Source organism: Arthrobacter sp. AIWTK1 (assembly GCF_056680535.1).
In genome coordinates, this window is the sequence record NZ_CM155287.1 from 2,269,788 (window position 1) to 2,288,808 (window position 19,021).

General features: G+C 66.0%; 14 protein-coding genes. 11 read left to right on the plus strand and 3 right to left on the minus strand.

What is annotated here, in order from left to right:
* Nucleotides 1-12 precede the first annotated feature (12 nt).
* The gene (locus AC1MDG_RS10340) at nt 13-1,041 is read left to right on the plus strand and encodes a TerC family protein (RefSeq protein ID WP_043481383.1); all 1,029 of its coding nucleotides are present in this window, start codon (nt 13-15) and stop codon (nt 1,039-1,041) included.
* A 74-nt stretch (nt 1,042-1,115) separates the two neighbouring features.
* Here AC1MDG_RS10340 and AC1MDG_RS10345 read toward each other — a convergent pair whose 3' ends face one another.
* From AC1MDG_RS10345 to AC1MDG_RS10355, 3 genes are read right to left on the minus strand one after another with little or no spacing between them, the layout of a single operon-like run.
* Nucleotides 1,116-2,468 carry an alpha/beta fold hydrolase gene (locus tag AC1MDG_RS10345; protein ID WP_479809071.1) on the minus strand — a complete coding sequence of 451 codons (1,353 nt, stop codon included), beginning with the start codon at nt 2,466-2,468 and terminating at the stop codon, nt 1,116-1,118.
* A 31-nt stretch (nt 2,469-2,499) separates the two neighbouring features.
* Nucleotides 2,500-3,000, minus strand: coding sequence for an N-acetyltransferase family protein (locus AC1MDG_RS10350; RefSeq protein ID WP_479808942.1), 501 nt, complete (start codon nt 2,998-3,000; stop codon nt 2,500-2,502).
* Between the two features lie 19 nt (nt 3,001-3,019).
* The gene (locus AC1MDG_RS10355) at nt 3,020-5,566 is read right to left on the minus strand and encodes a DEAD/DEAH box helicase (protein WP_479808943.1); all 2,547 of its coding nucleotides are present in this window, start codon (nt 5,564-5,566) and stop codon (nt 3,020-3,022) included.
* A 112-nt stretch (nt 5,567-5,678) separates the two neighbouring features.
* On the opposite strand from AC1MDG_RS10355, the gene AC1MDG_RS10360 reads away from it, so the two are divergent.
* From AC1MDG_RS10360 to AC1MDG_RS10405, 10 genes are all read left to right on the plus strand, one after another.
* Entirely contained in the window at nt 5,679-6,458 is a 780-nt protein-coding gene (locus AC1MDG_RS10360) for a trans-aconitate 2-methyltransferase (RefSeq protein ID WP_479808945.1), read from the plus strand.
* 40 nt (nt 6,459-6,498) lie between these two features.
* A complete protein-coding gene (locus AC1MDG_RS10365) occupies nt 6,499-8,235 on the plus strand; it encodes an ABC transporter ATP-binding protein (RefSeq protein WP_479809072.1) in 1,737 nt (578 codons plus the stop codon).
* 101 nt (nt 8,236-8,336) lie between these two features.
* A complete protein-coding gene (locus AC1MDG_RS10370) occupies nt 8,337-10,103 on the plus strand; it encodes an ABC transporter ATP-binding protein (RefSeq protein WP_479809073.1) in 1,767 nt (588 codons plus the stop codon).
* Entirely contained in the window at nt 10,100-10,480 is a 381-nt protein-coding gene (locus AC1MDG_RS10375) for a GntR family transcriptional regulator (RefSeq protein WP_479808947.1), read from the plus strand. Before AC1MDG_RS10370 ends, AC1MDG_RS10375 begins: the two co-directional genes overlap by 4 nt.
* Before the next feature lie 46 nt (nt 10,481-10,526).
* The gene (uvrA, locus tag AC1MDG_RS10380; RefSeq protein ID WP_479808948.1) at nt 10,527-13,454 is read left to right on the plus strand and encodes an excinuclease ABC subunit UvrA; all 2,928 of its coding nucleotides are present in this window, start codon (nt 10,527-10,529) and stop codon (nt 13,452-13,454) included.
* Between the two features lie 112 nt (nt 13,455-13,566).
* Nucleotides 13,567-14,283, plus strand: a complete 717-nt coding sequence (locus AC1MDG_RS10385) for an HAD hydrolase-like protein (protein ID WP_479808950.1) — start codon at nt 13,567-13,569, stop codon at nt 14,281-14,283.
* Nucleotides 14,270-14,938, plus strand: a complete 669-nt coding sequence (locus tag AC1MDG_RS10390; RefSeq protein WP_043481399.1) for a lysophospholipid acyltransferase family protein — start codon at nt 14,270-14,272, stop codon at nt 14,936-14,938. Before AC1MDG_RS10385 ends, AC1MDG_RS10390 begins: the two co-directional genes overlap by 14 nt.
* 54 nt (nt 14,939-14,992) lie before the next feature.
* Nucleotides 14,993-17,002 (plus strand): excinuclease ABC subunit UvrC, encoded by a 2,010-nt coding sequence (gene uvrC, locus AC1MDG_RS10395; RefSeq protein WP_479808952.1) that lies wholly within the window; start codon nt 14,993-14,995, stop codon nt 17,000-17,002.
* Nucleotides 17,003-17,070: 68 nt separating this feature from the next.
* A complete protein-coding gene (rapZ, locus tag AC1MDG_RS10400) occupies nt 17,071-17,994 on the plus strand; it encodes an RNase adapter RapZ (protein ID WP_043481402.1) in 924 nt (307 codons plus the stop codon).
* Nucleotides 17,994-19,013: a gluconeogenesis factor YvcK family protein gene (locus tag AC1MDG_RS10405; protein ID WP_043481404.1), complete on the plus strand. Its 1,020-nt coding sequence runs from the start codon at nt 17,994-17,996 to the stop codon at nt 19,011-19,013. Before rapZ ends, AC1MDG_RS10405 begins: the two co-directional genes overlap by 1 nt.
* The last annotated feature ends 8 nt before the right edge of the window (nt 19,014-19,021 follow it).

Genomic DNA, 19,021 nt, shown 5'->3' on the forward strand with positions numbered 1-19,021 from the left:
AAAGGCATCCCTGTGCTCGATTTACCCGTTTGGTTTGAGGTCGGCTCCTTCGTCGTCCTCGGCCTCATCCTCGCTTTCGACCTCCTCCTGGTGCTGCGGCGCCCGCACGAGCCGTCCATGAAGGAAGCCGGCCTGTGGGTCACCTTCTACGTGGCCCTGGCCCTGGTCTTTGCGGGTGCCATGTTTGCCTTTACGGGCCCGGAGTTCGGCGGGCAGTTCGTTGCCGGCTGGGTGACGGAGTACAGCCTCAGCATCGACAACCTCTTTGTGTTCATCATCATCATGGCCCGCTTCTCGGTGCCCCGTAAGTACCAGCAGGAAGTACTGATGGTGGGCATCATCATTGCCCTGATCCTGCGCGGCATCTTCATCCTGCTGGGCGCCATCGTGATCGAGCAGTTCAGCTGGGTCTTCTACATCTTCGGCGCCTTCCTGCTCTGGACCGCCTGGAAGCAGGCCCAGGATGAGGGTGAAGACGAGGAGGACAAGGAAAACCCGCTGATCGCGAAGCTCCGCAAGGTGATCCCGATGTCGGAGAAGTTCGACGGCGGCAAGCTGCGCACCACGGTTGACGGCAAGAAGGTTTTCACCCCGATGCTGATCGTCTTCGTCACGATCGGGCTGACCGACCTGCTGTTCGCTGTTGACTCCATCCCGGCCATCTTCGGCCTGACGCAGAGCCCGTTCATCGTCTTCACCGCCAACCTCTTTGCCCTGATGGGCCTGCGCCAGCTGTACTTCCTGCTGGGCGGCCTGATGAACCGCCTGATCTACCTGAAGCACGCGCTGTCCTTCATCCTGGCGTTCATTGGCGTCAAGCTGGTCCTGCACGCGATGCACGTCAACGAACTGCCGTTCATCAACGGCGGCAAGCACATCGAGTGGGCTCCCGAGATCCCCACGTTCGTGTCCCTTGCCGTCATCGTCGGCACCATCATCGTGGCCGTGATCGCCAGCCTGGTGAGCTCCAAGGCTGCCCAGGCGAAGGTGGACGCTCGCCTCGAAGAGGACGCCCGCAAGAGCATGAGCGACGCCGAGTAGGCCTCCGCGCCGTCCCACGTAGCAGACAACCCCGGCCACATGGGTGGCCGGGGTTGTCTGCTTTGCGGATTCGCTCAAGGGCGGACTGAGCGCACCATGCCCAACAGGCGCCCGAAGATTCCTTCGCCGTCGTCCGCGATGCCGTCATGGTGGAAGTCCGCGGTCTCCCAGACCTGGAGCCCGCGGACGGCCGACGCCGTTTCGAGCGAAAGGTCCCGGTCGACGTAGATGTCCTCGCTGTACACCGCGGCGGCCACGGGAACGGTGTTCGATGCCAGCTGCCCCGCGTCATACAGCGGCTTCCAGTCGGACTTCTCAGCCAGCAGCTGGGCAACATTGCGCAGCGGCCGGAGCGCCGCGTCCTGTTCGAAATACCAGGGATAGACCATTTCTCCGGTCAGCAGCGGCTCGGCCGCGTCCGGGCGGAATTCAGGAAAGTCCCGGAGTACGCGCAACGCGGCCCAGTCCGTGGCTTCCCCCTGCCCGTAGATGGACTCGTGCATGAGGGCATACAGCGGGTTCCCTGCGCGGGTGACGATTCCGCGTACCTGCTCCAGGAATGCGTCCGAGAGGCGTTCGCCGCCGGGCGTGGCCACGAAGGCATCCTCCAGCAGATGGTGCAGGGTGTCCACGCGGGTGTTTCCGCCAAGGAAGGACCCCACCATCTGGAAACGCTCCACGGTGAGCCGCTGGCCGTCGGGCAGGTGTTCCTCGGTTTCGCGAAGGTGCCGGGCAATGCGGGTGACCGCGGCGCGGTCCTCGGGGTAGGACTTGAAGTATTCTGCGTTGCGGGCGGCGACGCGCCGGTAGGTGGCCTGGTACACCCGGTCCGCAGGGCCGTGCAGCGGAGCCAGGCCGCCGGTGATGAGCGCCCCGCGCAGGCCTTCCGGGGCGAAGGAGAGGTAGCTGAGTGCGCAGAAGCCGCCGTAGCTTTGCCCGTAGATGGTCCACGGCGCGGACCCGAGGGCATGCCGGATCGCTTCGGCGTCGGCAACAATCGAGTCCGCACGGAAGTGCGTCAGGTACTCAAGCTGGTCTGTCTCGTTCCCGCGGAGCGGGAGCGTGTTCCGGTCGATCGGCGTGGACAGCCCCGTCCCGCGCTGGTCCAGCATGAGGATGCGGAAGTCCCTGGCGGCGGCCTTGCTCCAGCCGCCGAGGGAGGGGAACCGGTTGCCCCGTCCGCCGGGACCGCCCTGCAGGTAGAGCAGCCACGGCAGCTTCGCGGCTTCTTCCCCGGTGTGGCCGGCGGAGACGTACTCGCGCGCAAACACGGTGACGGTCTCCCCGGTGCCGTCGCTGAAATGGTCCAGCGGCACCTCGAAATAGTGTTCTGCCGTGCGCATCCCGCGGTACTCGTGGCGCGCCTTGACGGTGTGCGGGACGGTGTTGGGAAGCGTGGCGGCGGCATCGGCCGCAGCCTCCAGCATCCCCACGGCAGCCAGCCCGGTCATCGGAAGATCAGCCAATGACCTGCGCCTCGCGGGAGGTTCCGAACGACTTGAGGGCCTCCCCGGTCAGCCGGAAGGTGGACCACTCGTCCATGGGAAAGGCGCCCAGCTTCTTGTAGAAGTTGATGGACGGTTCGTTCCAGTCCAGGACGCTCCACTCAACGCGCGCGTAACCGCGTTCGACGGCGGTGGCCGCCAGGTGCTGCAGCAGCGCCTTGCCGTGGCCTTCGCCCCGGGCCTCCGGAGTCACGTAAAGGTCCTCCAGGTAGATGCCGTGGACGCCTTCCCACGTGGAGTAGTTCAGGAACCAGAGCGCGAAGCCGCGGACCTTGCCGGATTCATTCTCGGCCATCGCGGCGTACACCCGCGGGTTTTCGCCGAAGAGGACCCCGGTGAGCATTTCCGGGGTGTTCCGGACTGCGTGGGGTTCCTTTTCGTAGATGGCCAGTTCATGGATCATCTGCAGGATGACGGGGACGTCTTCAACGGTTGCGGGGCGGATTACACTCATTGTTCGAGTTTACTAGCGCCTACAGCCGGTTCACGTCGGTCACCCGGACCACCGCCGTGCCCGTCTCGTCGGATGCCGCAAGGTCCACTTCCGCCGAGATGCCCCAGTCGTGGTTTCGGGCGGGATCGTCGAAGATCTGCCGCACTTTCCAGATCCCGGGTTCCTCGGTAATGATCAGCAGGCCCGGCCCGCGGGCGTCCGGCCCGGTGCCGATGTCGTTGTGTTCGTCAAAGTAGTCATCCAGGACGTCCTCCCAGCGGTCGGCATCCCAGCCGGCGCCGCCGTCGAGCTCACCGAGTTCCGTGGCCGCCTCGTCGGCGAAAAGCTCCACGCGCCGGAACATCTCGTTCCGGACCATCACGCGGAACGCCCTGATGTTGGACGTCAGTGACGGCGGTGGAGGCGGGGGAGCGTCATGCGGAGTCGGGGCTGCCCCGGAGGTCAGCTCCTCCCATTCGTCCAGGAGGCTGGAATCGACCTGGCGGACCAGCTCGCCCAGCCAGGCAATCAGGTCCTCGAGGTCTTCCCGCAGCGCGTCCTGCGGCACCGTCTGCCGCAGTGCCTTGAAGCCGTCCGCGAGGTACCGCAGCACAATGCCTTCGGAGCGGGCCAGTCCGTAGAACTGGACGAATTCGCCGAAGTTCATGGCCCGTTCGTACATGTCCCGGACCACCGATTTGGGGGCGAGTTCGAAGTCGCCCACCCACGGTGCGGCCTTGCGGTAGACATCGAAGGCCTCACCCAGGATTTCCGCGAGCGGCTGCGGGTAGGTGACATCCTCCAGCATGGCCATCCGCTGGTCGTACTCGATGCCGTCGGCCTTCATGGCGGCGATGGCTTCGCCCCGGGCCTTCTTCTGCTGGGCGGAGAGGATCTGCCGGGGCTTTTCCAGCGTGGATTCGATGACGGACACCACATCGAGGGCGTACGACGGCGACTCCGGATCAAGGAGCTCCAGCGCCGCCAGCGCAAACGGCGAGAGCGGCTGGTTCAGCGCGAAGTTGGCCTGCAGGTGGACCGTGAGCCGGACCGTCCTGCCGTCGGGGCCCTGTTCCTCCGGCGGGATCCGCTCCACCACTCCTGCGGCCAGCAGCTCGCGGTAGATTCCGAGGGCCTTCTTCATCAGCTGCAGCTGCGAACTGCGGGGCTCGTGGTTTTCGGTGAGCAGCCGGCGTGCCGCCTTGAACGGGTCGCCGGGACGTTCCATCAGGTTCATCAGCATGGCATGCGTCACGGTGAAGCTTGAGGTCAGCGGATCCGGGACTGAGCTCACCAGCCGGTTGTACGTCGGTTCGCCCCAGGACACGAAGCCTTCCGGCGGCTTGCGCTTGACCACCTGGCGGAGTTTCTTCTGGTCGTCGCCGAACTTGGCGGTGGCTTTCGCCATCGCCTTGACGTTCTCGATGACGTGTTCGGGAGCCTGCACCACCACGGTGCCGGCGGTGTCGTAGCCGGCCCGCCCCGCGCGGCCCGCGATCTGGTGGAACTCGCGCGAGTTCAGCAGCCGGGTGCGGACGCCGTCGTACTTGCTCAGGGCGGTGAGCAGGACGGTGCGGATAGGCACGTTGATCCCGACGCCCAGGGTGTCCGTGCCGCAGATGACCTTGAGCAGGCCGGCCTGCGCCAGCTGCTCCACCAGCCGCCGGTACTTTGGCAGCATCCCGGCGTGGTGGACGCCGATGCCGTGCCGCACCAGCCGGTTAAGGGTCTTGCCGAAACCGGCCGCGAAACGGAAGCCGGCAATCAGCTCCGCGATCTTGTCCTTCTCCTCGCGGGTGCAGACGTTGATGCTCATCAGGTTCTGAGCCCGGTCTATCGCCTCAAGCTGGCTGAAGTGGACCACATAGACCGGGACCTGCTTGGTGGACAGAAGCTCCTCGAGGGACTCGTGCACAGGAGTCTGCTCGTAGTAGTAGTGGAGCGGAATCGGGCGTTCAGCGGAACTGACTGTCGTCGTCGGGCGCCCCGTCAGTTCCGTGAGGCCGGCCTCGAAGCGGCTGACATCGCCCAGTGTGGCGGACATCAGCAGGAACTGCGCCTGCGGGAGTTCCAGCAACGGCACCTGCCAGGCCCAGCCGCGCTGCGGGTCGGAGTAGAAGTGGAACTCGTCCATGATGACCGCGCCAAGATCCGCTCCCGCACCCTCGCGAAGGGCGATGTTGGCGAGGATTTCGGCGGTGCAGCAGATGATGGGGGCGTCCTGGTTGACGCCGGAGTCGCCGGTAATCATCCCCACGTTTTCGGCGCCGAATATCTCGCACAGGGCGAAGAATTTCTCCGACACAAGCGCCTTGATGGGCGCCGTGTAGTAGCTGCGGTCCCCGCGCGCCATGGCCTGGAAGTGTGCGGCGATTGCCACCAAGGACTTGCCGGAACCCGTGGGAGTAGCCAGAATGACGTTATCCCCGGACGCCAGCTCCATGATGGCTTCGTCCTGTGCGGCGTAAAGGGACAATCCGCGGCTTTCGGTCCATTCGACGAAGCGGGTGTAGAGCTCGTCCGGATCGAGGTCCGTCCCGCTGGACGTGCGTTCGGCCGGGACAGGGAGCTGCTCAACGAGTTTCATTGCTTTCAAGCTTAGTGCCAGCCGCCAATGGGTGGTTCTTCCTTGGTCGCGGGGCCGGCCCGGGCTAGGCTCGGCCTGACGGCAACAGCATGAGCTATTGGAGGGGGCGTCTTTGAAGTGGGATCCTGCGAAGTACGTGGAGTTCGGCAACCACCGCGACAGGCCGTATTTTGACCTGACTGCGCGCATCCACGCCGAGCGTCCCCGCCACGTGGTTGACCTCGGCTGCGGGCCAGGCAACCTGACCGCCACCCTGGCGGAACGCTGGCCGGACGCCCAGGTGGCGGGAGTCGACTCGTCCGCCGAGATGCTGCGCAGGGCAGCGGAACACGCGGCACGGGCGGCCAACCTCTCCTTCGAACTGCAGGACATCACCGAATGGATGCCTACGGAGCGCACCGGTGTGGTGGTGTCCAACGCGGCGCTGCAGTGGGTCCCCGGACACCCCGCACTGCTGGCCGGCTGGCTGGAGGCACTCAGGCCCGGCGCATGGTTCGCCCTGCAGGTTCCCGGCAATTTCACGTCACCCTCGCATGTGCTCATGCGGCAGCTCGCGGAGTCCCGCCGCTGGAAGGATACGCTCGACGGCGTGCTGCGGCACGACGACGCCGTCGCCGAACCGGCCGAATACCTGAACATCATGCTCGACGCCGGCTGCGACGCGGATGCGTGGGAAACCACCTACCAGCAGGTGCTCCACGGGCCGGATCCGGTGCTGGAGTGGGTCAGGGGAGCCGGGCTGCGGCCGGTGCTGGCGGCGCTCTCACCCGACGAGGCGGCTGAATTCGAAGCGGAGTACTCCGCGGGGCTGCGGGATGCCTATCCGGCCACGGCCCACGGCACAGTGTTCCCGTTCCGGAGGATCTTCGCAGTCGCGCGGAAACGGGGCTGAATATGGCGCCACGGCGGGAGGAGCTGCGGTGCTCCGGGGCATGATGATGCGGCTGCTCGCCGCGCATAAGCCTGCCGTTCTGGCCATCGTGGTGCTGCAGTTCGTCCAGACCACGGCCAACCTCTTCCTGCCCACGCTCAATGCCTCCGTCATCGACGATGGAATCGTCAAGGGAAACACGGACCTGATCCTGCGGCTGGGCGGGTGGATGGCCGCAATTGCCGCCGTCCAGGTTGCCGCCGCCCTGGCTGCCGGGTACTTCAGTGCGAATGTGGCCATGAAGCTTGGCCGTCAACTGCGCCAGGAGCTCTTCGCGAAAGTCCAGTCGCTGTCCTCCCAGGAAGTGGGGACGTTCGGCGTGACCAGCCTGGTGACCCGGGCCACCAATGACGTCCAACAGATCCAGGCGCTGGCCGTCCTGGTCTTCACCATGCTGGTGGCGGCGCCCGCCATGGGCATCGGCGGCATCGTGCTGGCCCTGAACCAGGACGTGGTCCTCTCCGGCATCGTGGTGGCCATCGTGCCCGTGCTGGTCCTCATCATGTATGTGATCGTCCGCCGCCTGGTGCCCCTGTACCGGCAGGGCCAGGTGCTGATCGACCGGATCAGCCGCGTGCTGCGCGAGCAGATCATCGGCGCCAACGTGATCCGGGCGTTCGTCCGCCAGGCGCACGAGGCTCGCCGCTTCGCCGTCGTCAACCGCGAACTGACCCGTAACAACCTGCAGTCGGCACTCATGGTGGCAGGGATGCTTCCGCTGATCATGATCGTGGTCAACCTGTCGTCCGTGGCGGTCGTCTGGTTCGGCGGCCACAGGATCCAGGCCGGCGACATGCAGCTCGGCTCGCTGACAGCCTTCATCGCCTACATCCTGCAGATCCTCATCGCCATCATGATGGCGATGTACGTGCTGATGACAGCTCCCCGCGCCGCGGTCTGCGCCGAACGGATCCAGGCCGTGCTGGACACCAGCCCGGCCATCGCTGATCCTCCGATCTCACGCGCAGGGCTGCCCCCGGGCGGGCGCACGCCGGGCGGCACGGTGGAATTCCGCGACGTCACCTTTGCCTATCCCGGAGCGGAAGCGCCCGTGCTGGAAGGCATCAGCTTCACCGCGTCGCCGGGTACCACCACCGCCATCATCGGTTCAACGGGTAGCGGCAAGTCGACGCTGCTCAACCTCCTGCCGCGGTTCCTGGACGCCACGTCGGGGGACATCCTCATCGGCGGCCACAACGTTCGCTCACTTCCGCTCCATTTCCTGCGGGACAGCCTGTCGCTGGTGCCCCAGCGCGCCTACCTTTTTTCCGGGACCGTGGCCGGGAACCTGCGGATAGCAGCCCCGCACGCCAGCGACGCGGACCTCCTCCGGGCGCTCCGCGCCGCCCAGGCGGAGGACTTCGTGCGCGAACTGCCGCACGGGCTCCACAGCGCCGTGAGCCAGGGCGGAACGAATTTTTCCGGCGGGCAGCGCCAGCGCCTGTGCATTGCCCGCGCACTGCTCCGGGACGCCCCGGTATACCTTTTCGACGACAGCCTCTCCGCGCTGGACTATGCAACGGACGCTCGCCTCCGCCAGGCGCTCGCCCCGCTCACGCGCCGGTCCACGGTGATCATCGTGGCCGAGCGCATCGCCACGATCCTCGACGCGGGCCTCATCCTGGTGCTCGACCAGGGCAGGCTCGTTGCGCAGGGGACACACACGGAACTCATGCGCACCTCGACGGTGTACCAGGAGATTGCCGCCTCACAGCTTGCGCTGGGAGGCAGGCTGTGACCGCACCGACTGCAACGACGACGGCGGTCAGCTCCGGGGGTGCCGGCGCCTGGGCCACCGGCAGGCGGCTGCTGCGGCTGCTTCGGCCCTTCACCTGGCGAATGATCGCCGCTGTGGCTGCCACCTGCGCGTTCGTCGCGCTCAACGTGTCGGCTCCCAAGCTGCTGGGTGACGCCACCGACGTCGTGGTTGAAGGTGTTTTTGGCGGGACCTTCAACGAGCAAAAGCTGGGCGCCCTGCTCCTGGTCGTGGCGGTGATGTACCTGGGCGCCTCAGCCTTCAGCTGGGTTCAGGGAGCGGTCACTGCCACGGCTGTGCAACGGGTGAGCTACCGGCTGCGGGCGGCGGTGGAGGACAAACTGGCGCGGCTGCCGTCCGCGCATTTCGACGAGCAGCGCCGCGGCGACGTCCTGAGCCGGGCAACCAACGACGTCGACAACATCTCGCAGGCCTTGAACCAGTTGCTGAACCAGCTGATCCTGTCGGTGCTGATGTTGCTCGGCTCACTGTCCATGATGCTGTGGCTCTCACCGGTCCTGGCAGTGATTGCCCTCGTCACCGTGCCTTTTTCCACGGTGGTCACGGTGCTCGTGGCCCGGAAGTCGCAGGCGCATTTTTCCGAGCAATGGAGTACCACGGGCGAACTCAACGCACACCTCGAGGAATACATCACGGGCCACGAAGTTCTCAAGGCTTTCGGCCGGCAGGGGCTGGCCACCGAGACCTTCACCAACAGCAACGACAGGCTCTTCCGGACCAGTGCCCGCGCCCAGTACGTTTCAGGCGCGGTGCAGCCCCTCCTGGTGTTCGTCTCCAACCTTAACTACATAGCGGTGGCTGTGGTGGGGGCCCTGCAGGTCATTGCCGGGGCGATGACCATTGGCGGTGTCCAGGCCTTCATCCAGTTCAGCAGGCTTTTCAGCCAGCCCATCGGCCAGATCGGCGGGATGGTCACCTTGATCCAGTCCTGCATTGCGTCAGCGGAGCGGGTGTTCGCCCTGCTGGACGCGGCGGAAATCCCGGCGGACGGGTCAGCCCTTCCGGCGGACGGCGCAGGACAGCACGCGACGGCGGGCACCCGTACATCCGGCCCCGTCGCGGCCGGCGGCCGGGTGGTGTTCGACGCCGTCACCTTCGGCTATGGCGGCGGTGCCCCTGTGGTCCGGGACGTGTCCTTCACCGCCGAGCCCGGGCAGACCGTGGCCATCGTGGGCCATACCGGAGCCGGCAAGACCACCATGGTGAACCTGCTCATGAGGTTCTACGAGCTGGATTCCGGCCGGATCACCATCGACGGCACGGACATCACGGAGCGCTCCCGCGACGAGCTGCGGTCCATGATCGGGATGGTGTTGCAGGACGCCTGGGTGTTCACGGGCTCCATCAGGGAAAACATCGAGTACGGCCGGCCCGGTGCGAGCGAAGCCGAGGTCCTCTCCGCCGCCGAAGCCACCCTGGTGGACCACTTCGTCAGGTCCCTCCCGGACGGCTACGCGACCGTGCTGGGCAATGACGGCGACACCCTCAGCCAGGGCCAGCGGCAGCTGATCACCATCGCCAGGGCCCACCTCGCCGGCCGGAGCATCCTGGTCCTGGACGAGGCAACAAGTTCCGTGGACACGCGCACTGAGGTACAGATCCGGCAGGCAATGCAGCGGCTGCGGCACGGCCGGACCAGCTTCGTGATTGCCCACCGTTTGTCCACCGTGCGGGACGCTGATCTAATTCTGGTCATGGACCACGGACGAATCGTTGAACAAGGGAACCACCACCAGCTGCTGTCAGCGAAGGGCAACTACAGCAGGCTCTATGACGCCCAGTTTGCCGGCGGCGAAGAGTCCTTGCGCGCAGCGGAGTCCGGACTGTGAGCGGCGCGAACGAATTTCCGGGGACCTGGCGGCCGAACCAGGGCAGCTCCGTGCCGCTCTTTGAACAGCTGCGCCTGAACATCATCGAACGGGCGGACAGCGGTGCCCTCGCTCCCGGCACCCGGCTTCCCGCAGTGCGGAGCCTTGCCAGCGCACTGGGCGTCGCACCGCACACGGTGGCCCGGGCGTACAAGGAGCTGGAAGCAGCCGGAGTGGTCGCCACCCGCGGCCGGCACGGAACCGTGATCTGCGCCAGGGACGAGGCCTGGACATCCCTGACCGCGGCGGCGGCCGAATTCGCCACGGCGGCCAAGGCCCAGGGCGCCAGCTTCGCGGAGGCAGTGCAGCTGCTGGCGGCCGCCTACGACGCCGAATAGGCCCCCGCAATAGAAATTCGAAGAAGTTTTCGATTAGCATTAGTGGGTGCCTAAAGCCGTAGCTGAAGAACCAGCCCTTGATGCCCGCTCCGCCGTCGTCCCCCTAAAACCAGGAAAACCGGCGCGCCCTGACCTTTCCCGCCTCGTAGTAAAAGGGGCCCGGGAGCATAACCTGCGGAACGTGGACCTGGACCTGCCGCGCGACTCCATGATCGTTTTCACCGGGCTCTCCGGGTCGGGCAAGTCATCCCTGGCATTCGATACGATCTTCGCCGAGGGGCAGCGCCGCTACGTCGAGTCCCTCTCCGCGTACGCCCGCCAGTTCCTGGGGCAGGTGGACAAGCCGGACGTGGACTTCATCGAGGGCCTGTCCCCGGCTGTTTCGATCGACCAGAAATCCACCAGCAAGAACCCCCGCTCCACCGTCGGCACCATCACGGAGATCTACGACTACATGCGCCTGCTCTGGGCACGTGTGGGCCGCCCGCATTGCCCCATTTGTGGCGAGCAGGTGGCCAAGCAGACGCCGCAGCAGATCGTGGACCAGCTTCTTGAACTGCCGGACGGCACGCGCTTCCAGGTCCTCGCCCCCGTGGTCCGCGGCCGCAAGGGTGAATTTGTCGATCTTTTCAAGGAACTCACGGCCAAGGGCTACTCCCGAGCCCGGGTCGACGGGGACCTCGTCCAGCTCAGCGATCCGCCCAAGCTCGGCAAGCAGTTCAAGCACACCATCGAGGTGGTAGTGGACCGGCTCGTGGTCAAGGACGGCATCCGCCAGCGCCTGACGGACTCCGTCGAGACAGCACTCGGATTGGCTGAGGGCCGTGTGCTGGCAGAGTTCGTGGACCTTGAAGCCGATGATCCGGAACGGATCCGGGCGTTCTCCGAGCACCTCGCATGCCCCAACGAACACCCCCTCGCCATTGATGAGATCGAGCCCCGCTCGTTCTCGTTCAACAACCCCTTCGGGGCGTGCTCGGCGTGCAGCGGCATCGGCACCAAGCTGGAGGTTGACGAGGAACTCATCATTCCGAACGGGGAGCTTTCCCTGGGTGAGGGCGCCATCGCGCCCTGGTCGCTGGGCACCGCCACCAGCGAGTACTGGAACCGGCTGCTGTCCGGGCTGGCGAAGGAGCTCGGCTTCTCCATGAAGACGCCGTGGCAGAAACTTCCCAAGGACATCCGGCAGACCGTCCTGCACGGCAAGGACCACAAGGTCGTCGTGCAGTACCGCAACCGCTTCGGCCGGGAGCGCAAGTACAGCACCGGCTTCGAGGGCGTGATCCAGTACGTCCACCGCAAGCACCTGGAAACGGATTCGGACTCTGCCCGGGACCGGTACGAAGAGTACATGCGGCAGATCCCGTGCCCTGCCTGCAACGGTGCCCGCCTGAACCCGGCCTCGCTGTCCGTGCTGATCAACGGCAAGTCCATCGCCGAGGTGGCGGCCATGCCCATGCGGGAATGCGCGCACTTCCTGGACACCCTGGTGCTGACCGGCCGCGAAGCCCAGATCGCCCACCAGGTCCTCAAGGAAATCCAGGCGCGACTGACCTTCCTCCTCGACGTCGGGCTGGAGTACCTGAACCTGGAGCGTCCCTCCGGCACATTGTCCGGCGGCGAAGCCCAGCGCATCCGGCTGGCAACCCAGATCGGTTCCGGCCTCGTGGGCGTTCTCTACGTCCTCGACGAACCTTCCATCGGCCTGCACCAGCGGGACAACCGCCGGCTGATCGAAACGCTCACGCGCTTGCGCGACCTCGGCAACACCCTGATCGTGGTGGAGCACGACGAAGACACCATCCAGGAAGCCGACTGGGTGGTCGACATCGGCCCCGGCGCCGGTGAACACGGCGGCCAGGTGGTGCACTCCGGTTCGTACAAGGAACTCCTGGAGAACACCGAATCCCTCACCGGCGACTACCTCTCCGGCCGGAAGAAGATTGAAATCCCGAAGAAGCGCCGCAAGTATGACAAGAAGCGGGAGCTGAAGGTCGTCGGCGCCAGGGAGAACAACCTGGTCAACGTGGATGCCGCCTTCCCGCTGGGCCTGTTGACGGCGGTCACCGGCGTGAGCGGTTCCGGCAAGTCCACCCTGGTCAACGAAATCCTCTACAAGGTACTGGCCAACAAGCTCAACGGCGCCAAGCAGGTGGCGGGCAGGCACAAGTCAGTGCTGGGCCTCGAACACCTGGACAAGGTGGTGCACGTCGACCAGAGCCCCATCGGCCGGACCCCCCGGTCCAACCCCGCCACCTACACGGGTGTGTTCGACAACATCCGGAAGCTCTTCGCCGAAACCACCGAGGCCAAGGTCCGCGGTTACCAGCCCGGGCGGTTCTCGTTCAATGTGAAGGGCGGCCGCTGCGAGGCCTGTTCCGGCGACGGCACGCTGAAGATCGAAATGAACTTCCTGCCGGACGTCTACGTCCCGTGCGAGGTCTGCCATGGTGCGCGGTACAACCGGGAAACCCTGGAAGTCCACTACAAGGGCAAGACCATCGCCGACGTCCTGGACATGCCCATCGAGGAGGGCGCGGAGTTCTTCGCCGCGTTCACCCCGATTGCCCGCCACCTTCGCACCCTCGTGGACGTCGGTCTCGGTTACGTGCGCCTGGGACAGCCTGCCACCACGCTCTCGGGCGGTGAAGCGCAGCGCGTCAAACTCGCCGCCGAACTCCAGAAGCGCTCCAACGGCCGCAGCATCTATGTCCTGGACGAACCCACCACGGGGCTGCACTTCGAGGACATCCGCAAGCTGCTGATGGTCCTCCAGGGGCTGGTGGACAAGGGCAACACCGTGATCACCATCGAGCACAACCTCGATGTCATCAAGAGCGCGGACTGGATCGTGGACCTCGGTCCCGACGGCGGTTCCGGCGGCGGCCAGATCATCGCCACCGGAACCCCCGAACAGGTCGCTAAGTCCACCACGAGCTACACGGCGTCCTTCCTGGCGGAGATCCTGGGCTAGGGTCCGCCGCGGCCGCGACGAATGGCTGGAGCTTGCTGCTCCGGCGGGAAGAAGTATTCCCGCCGGGGAATGCGAGTTTCAGCCATTCGCGCACTCGTGAGAAACTAACCCGGTGACCCTTTCAACAGTGCCCGTGATCTTCGACCTGGACGGCACTCTTGTCGATCCGGCCGGGGGGATAACGGACGGAATCTCCGCGGCCCTTACTGAACTCGGCATCGGGGTTCCCGCCCCGGCCCAACTCAACGCGATGATCGGCCCGAAGCTCAGCGATTCCCTCCTCAATATCGCGGGAGTTCCACAGGAGCAGTTGGGTGAGGTCATCCGCCTGTACCGGTCCTACTACCTCGAAACGGGTATCGCCCAGAGCCGCCTTTACCCGGGCATCCGTGACCTCGTCGAGGAATACTCCGCCGCCGGCCGTCCGATCGCCGTGGCCACGCAGAAGCCGGAAGGGCTCGCACGGATCGTGCTGGAACACCACGGCATCGCGTCCTCCTTCCGTTTCATCCGCGGTTCAGCCGCCGATGAAGCCGCCCACGCCCGGGCTCCGCTCGGGAAGACCGAAATCGTTGCCGCCGCCCTGTCCGACCTCCGTACGCAGCACGCCGTGATGGTGGGTGACCGCGCCCAGGACGTGGCCGGCGCCATGGCCAACGGCCTTGACTGCATCGGCGTCAGCTGGGGATTCGCCCCTGACGGCGAACTCCACGAGGCAGGGGCAATGGCAATCGTCCACACCACCACGGATCTTGTGTCAACCGTTGAACGCCTGGACGCCCTGCGCGCCGCTGCCCCGAGTGAGGTGAACAACGATGGCGTTGTTTGATGCGATCCGCTGGACCACCCGCACGCTGATCTCCGGAACCTGCCGGCCGACCGTCATCGGGCTGGAGAACGTTCCAACGGAAGGTCCGTTCATTGTCGCGCCGAACCACCTGTCCTTCCTGGACAGCGTTATCGTCCAGGCACTGATGCCCCGGCCGGTGGCCTTCTTCGCCAAGGCCGAATATTTCACCACCGGGGGCGTGAAGGGGAAGGTGATGAAGTCCTTCTTCGAATCCGTCGGTTCCATTCCGGTGGAGCGCGGGGAGCAGGCAGCCAGCGTGGCCGCCCTCAAGACGCTGCTGGACATCCTCGAGGCCGGAAAAGGCATCGGCATCTATCCGGAGGGCACACGGTCGCGGGACGGCATCCTCTACCGGGGTCGCACCGGCGTCGGTTGGCTCGCACTGACCACCGGCGCGCCGGTCATTCCTGTCGGCCTCATCGGGACCGAGAACCTCCAGCCCGCCGGGCAGAACGGCGTGAAGCCGCAGCACTTCACCATGAAGGTCGGCGAGCCGCTGTACTTCGAAAAGACCGGGCCGGACCACTCGCTGCCCGCCCGCCGCCAGGTGACGGACCGCATCATGGACGCCATCGCGGAGCTCAGCGGCCAGGAGCGGTCCACCAGCTACAACCAAAGCAAGGCCGCCGAGTAGGGCGCCCAGGACCCCCTGTCCGGAAGTTCCCGGCAGCGTCAGTAGACTTGAACCGTGGCAGATCCAGCTAGTTACCGACCCCAAACGGGTGAGATTCCAACCAACCCGGGCGTCTACCGCTTCCGGGATCCGCACGGCCGCGTCATCTACGTCGGCAAGGCCAAAAGCCTGCGGTCCCGCCTGAATTCGTACTTCGCAAATCCCGGCGGGCTGCTGCCCAAGACCTACGCCATGGTCCACGCAGCCAGCAGCGTGGAGTGGACCGTCGTCGGAAGCGAACTGGAATCGCTGCAGCTCGAATACACCTGGATCAAAGAGTTCAAGCCACGGTTCAACGTTGTCTTCCGCGACGACAAAACCTACCCCTACCTTGCCGTCACCATGGGGGAGAAGTTCCCCCGGGTGCAGGTACTCCGCGGAGAGCGCCGCAAAGGCACCCGGTACTTCGGCCCCTACACCGCCGGGGCCATCCGCGAAACGATGGACACGCTGCTGCGCGTTTTCCCCGTCCGCAGCTGCAGCCCGGGTGTCCTGAAACGGGCGCAGGCCAGCGGACGGCCCTGCCTGCTCGGCTACATCGACAAGTGTGCCGCGCCGTGTGTCGGGCGGGTGACCCCCGAGGAGCACCGGGCACTGGCAGAGGACTTCTGTTCCTTCATGGGCGGCGAAGCCAAGCGCTTCATCGGCCGGCTTGAAAAGGACATGGCTGCGGCAGTTGCCGAGCTCGACTACGAGCGCGCCGCGCGGGTCCGGGACGACATCATTGCCCTCCGAAAGGTCTTCGAACGGAACGCCGTGGTGCTGGCGGAAGACACCGACGCCGACGTTTTCGCGCTGCATGAGGACGAGCTGGAGGCAGCCGTCCAGGTGTTCCATGTCCGGGGCGGCCGAGTCCGCGGCCAGCGCGGCTGGGTGGTGGAGAAGGTGGAGGACTTTACCACCCCGGACCTCGTGGAGCACCTGCTCCAGCAGGTCTACGGCGAGGAGGGCGAAACGCAGGGGCGGCTGCCCCGCGAGGTCCTGGTTCCGGAGGAGCCGAGCAACGCTGCCGAACTCGCCCAGTGGCTTGCCGGCCTGCGGGGCGCAAAAGTGGACATCCGGGTCCCGCGCCGCGGGGACAAGGCAGCCCTCATGTCCACGGTCCGGGAGAATGCCGAGCACGCACTGAAGCTGCACAAGTCACGGCGTGCGGGCGACCTGACCAACCGCTCCCTCGCGCTTCAGGAGCTCCAGGAAGCCCTCGACCTGCCGGTTGCGCTGCTTCGTATCGAGTGCTTCGACATTTCCCACGTGCAGGGGACCAACGTGGTGGCGTCCATGGTGGTGGTGGAAGACGGCCTTCCGAAGAAGTCCGACTACCGCAAGTTCTCCATTACCGGCGCCGCAGCGGTCGACGACACGGCCGCGATGCACGATGTCCTCACCCGCCGCTTCCGGAACTACCTGCAGGAGAAATCAGCGCAGGCGGAAGCGGCCCGGCTGCCCGGGCACCAGGCCGCGCTCGAAGCCGTGGCGGTGGCGTCCATGCAGGACACCACCACGCCCGCTCCTCGTGCCAAGTTCGCCTACCCGCCCAACCTTGTGGTGGTGGACGGCGGCAAACCCCAGGTGAACGCCGCTGCCCGCGCCCTGGCGGAACTCGGCATCGACGACGTCTACGTGGTGGGCCTCGCCAAGCGGCTTGAGGAAGTCTGGCTGCCGGACAGCGACTTCCCCGTGATCCTGCCGCGCACGTCCGAGGGCCTCTATCTGCTGCAGCGCATCCGCGATGAAGCCCACCGTTTCGCCATCACGTTCCACCGGCAGAAGCGCGGCAAGGCCATGACCGTTTCCGCCCTGGACAGCGTTCCCGGCCTGGGCGAGGCCAAGCGCAAGGCCCTGCTGGCACAGTTCGGCTCGGTCAAGAGCATCCGGACAGCCAGCGCGGCCGAACTGGCCACGGCCAAGGGGATCGGACCGTCGCTGGCGGACGCAATCGTCAGCCATTTCAGCAACGGCGCCGCGGCCTCCGGTGCGGAAGCGCCGTCCATCAATATGACGACCGGCGAAATCATTGAAACTTAGCTAGGGTAAGGACCTGAAGCGGAACGCGCGGTTGCGTCGAATTACATAGCAGGAATGGGGCTTTACTCATGGCAGAGTCAACGGCAGGATCCGAAGCGGAACAGGACGGCATGACGCCCGTCAGGCCCGTTGAAGCGGAGCTGCTCGTGGTGACGGGAATGTCCGGGGCAGGCCGCAGTACTGCTGCGGACGCACTCGAGGACCATGGCTGGTATGTCGTTGAGAACCTTCCGCCGCAGATGCTCGGGACCCTGGCCGAACTCGTGTCCCACGCCCCGCAGTCCATTCCCAAACTCGCCGTGGTGGTGGACGTCCGCAGCACGGCCCTCTTCGCCGACATCCGGGCCGCATTGAAGACCCTTGAGGCGAGCGGGGTCATGTTCCGTGTCCTTTTCCTGGACGCCAACGACGACGTCCTGGTCCGCCGCTTCGAGCAGGGTCGCCGTCCGCACCCCCTGCAGGAAGGCGGACGGATCCTCGACGGCATCGCAGCCGAGCGGGACTTGCTCCATGAACTCCGGGATTCCGCGGACATTGTGCTGGACACCTCCGATTTCAACGTCCACGCACTCGCCACCGCCATCACGGAGCTCTTCAGTGAAACCGGTCCGGTAGCCCTGCGCCTCAACGTCATGAGCTTCGGCTTCAAATACGGCCTGCCGGTGGACGCGAACTTTGTGGTCGATGCCCGCTTCATCCCGAATCCGCACTGGGTCCCGCAGCTTCGCCCGCACACCGGCCTGGACAAGGACGTCAGCGATTACGTCCTCGAAGCCGAAGGAGTCAAGAGCTTCGTGGATCGCTACGTGCTGGCCATCGAACCCGTGCTGGACGGCTACCGCCGCGAAAACAAGCACTATGCCACCATCGCCGTGGGCTGCACCGGCGGCAAGCACCGTTCCGTGGCCGTCGCCATGGAACTGTCAAAGAAACTGGCACAGTATCCCCGTGTCACGGTGACCACCACCCACCGGGACCTGGGCCGCGAGTAATGGGACTGCTTACCGGGCCGCTGCCCCTGGTTCCGCCGGCCGGCGGCACCGGCGGCGGGCAGCTGGACAAAGGGCCGTCCGTCGTCGCCCTCGGCGGGGGCCACGGGCTGTCCGCTTCGCTGTCCGCCCTCCGGCTGCTGACCACGGAACTGACCGCCATTGTCACCGTGGCGGACGACGGCGGATCCTCCGGCCGCCTGCGCGAAGAGTACGGCGTCCTCCCGCCCGGCGACCTCCGGATGGCCCTCACGGCACTTTGTGACGACACCGACTGGGGCCGCACCTGGCGGGACGTCATGCAGCACCGGTTCAAGCCCGGGGCTGGCCGTGGCGGCTCGCTCGACGACCACGCCATGGGCAACCTGCTCATCGTCACCCTGTGGGAACTGCTGGGCGACACAGTGGGCGGACTCAAATGGGCCGGCGCCCTTTTGGGAGCCCGCGGACAGGTCCTGCCCATGTCCAGTGAGCCGCTGACAATCGAGGGTGAAGCCCGGGTGCCCGGTCCCGACGGCACGTACACGCTGGAAACGGTCCGGGGCCAGGCCAAGTGCGCGGTGGCAGGCTCGCTGGAGAGCGTCCGGCTGCTGCCGGAATCGGCACACGCCTGCGTGGAGGCCCTGACCGCCATCGAACTGGCCGACTGGGTCATCCTCGGCCCGGGGTCCTGGTACACGTCCGTGCTGCCGCACCTCCTGCTGCCGGAGATGCGCCAGGCGCTCTCCGACACCCCTGCCAAACGGTGCCTGACCATGAACTTGGCTACTGACACCAAGGAGACGTCGGGGATGTCCGCCGCCGACCACCTGCACGTGCTGCGCAGCTACGCGCCCGACTTCAGTATCGACGTCGTGCTGGCGGACCCCGTGTCCGTTCCCGACGTCGAGGAGTTCAAACGGGCCGCAGGGATGCTGGGTGCCGAGGTGGTGTTGGGTAAAGTAGGGGCGTCGAGCCGCCGTCCGATCCACGACCCCCTGCGTCTGGCAACGGCGTACCACGATATTTTCGGGAACAGTTAGGAAGGTGC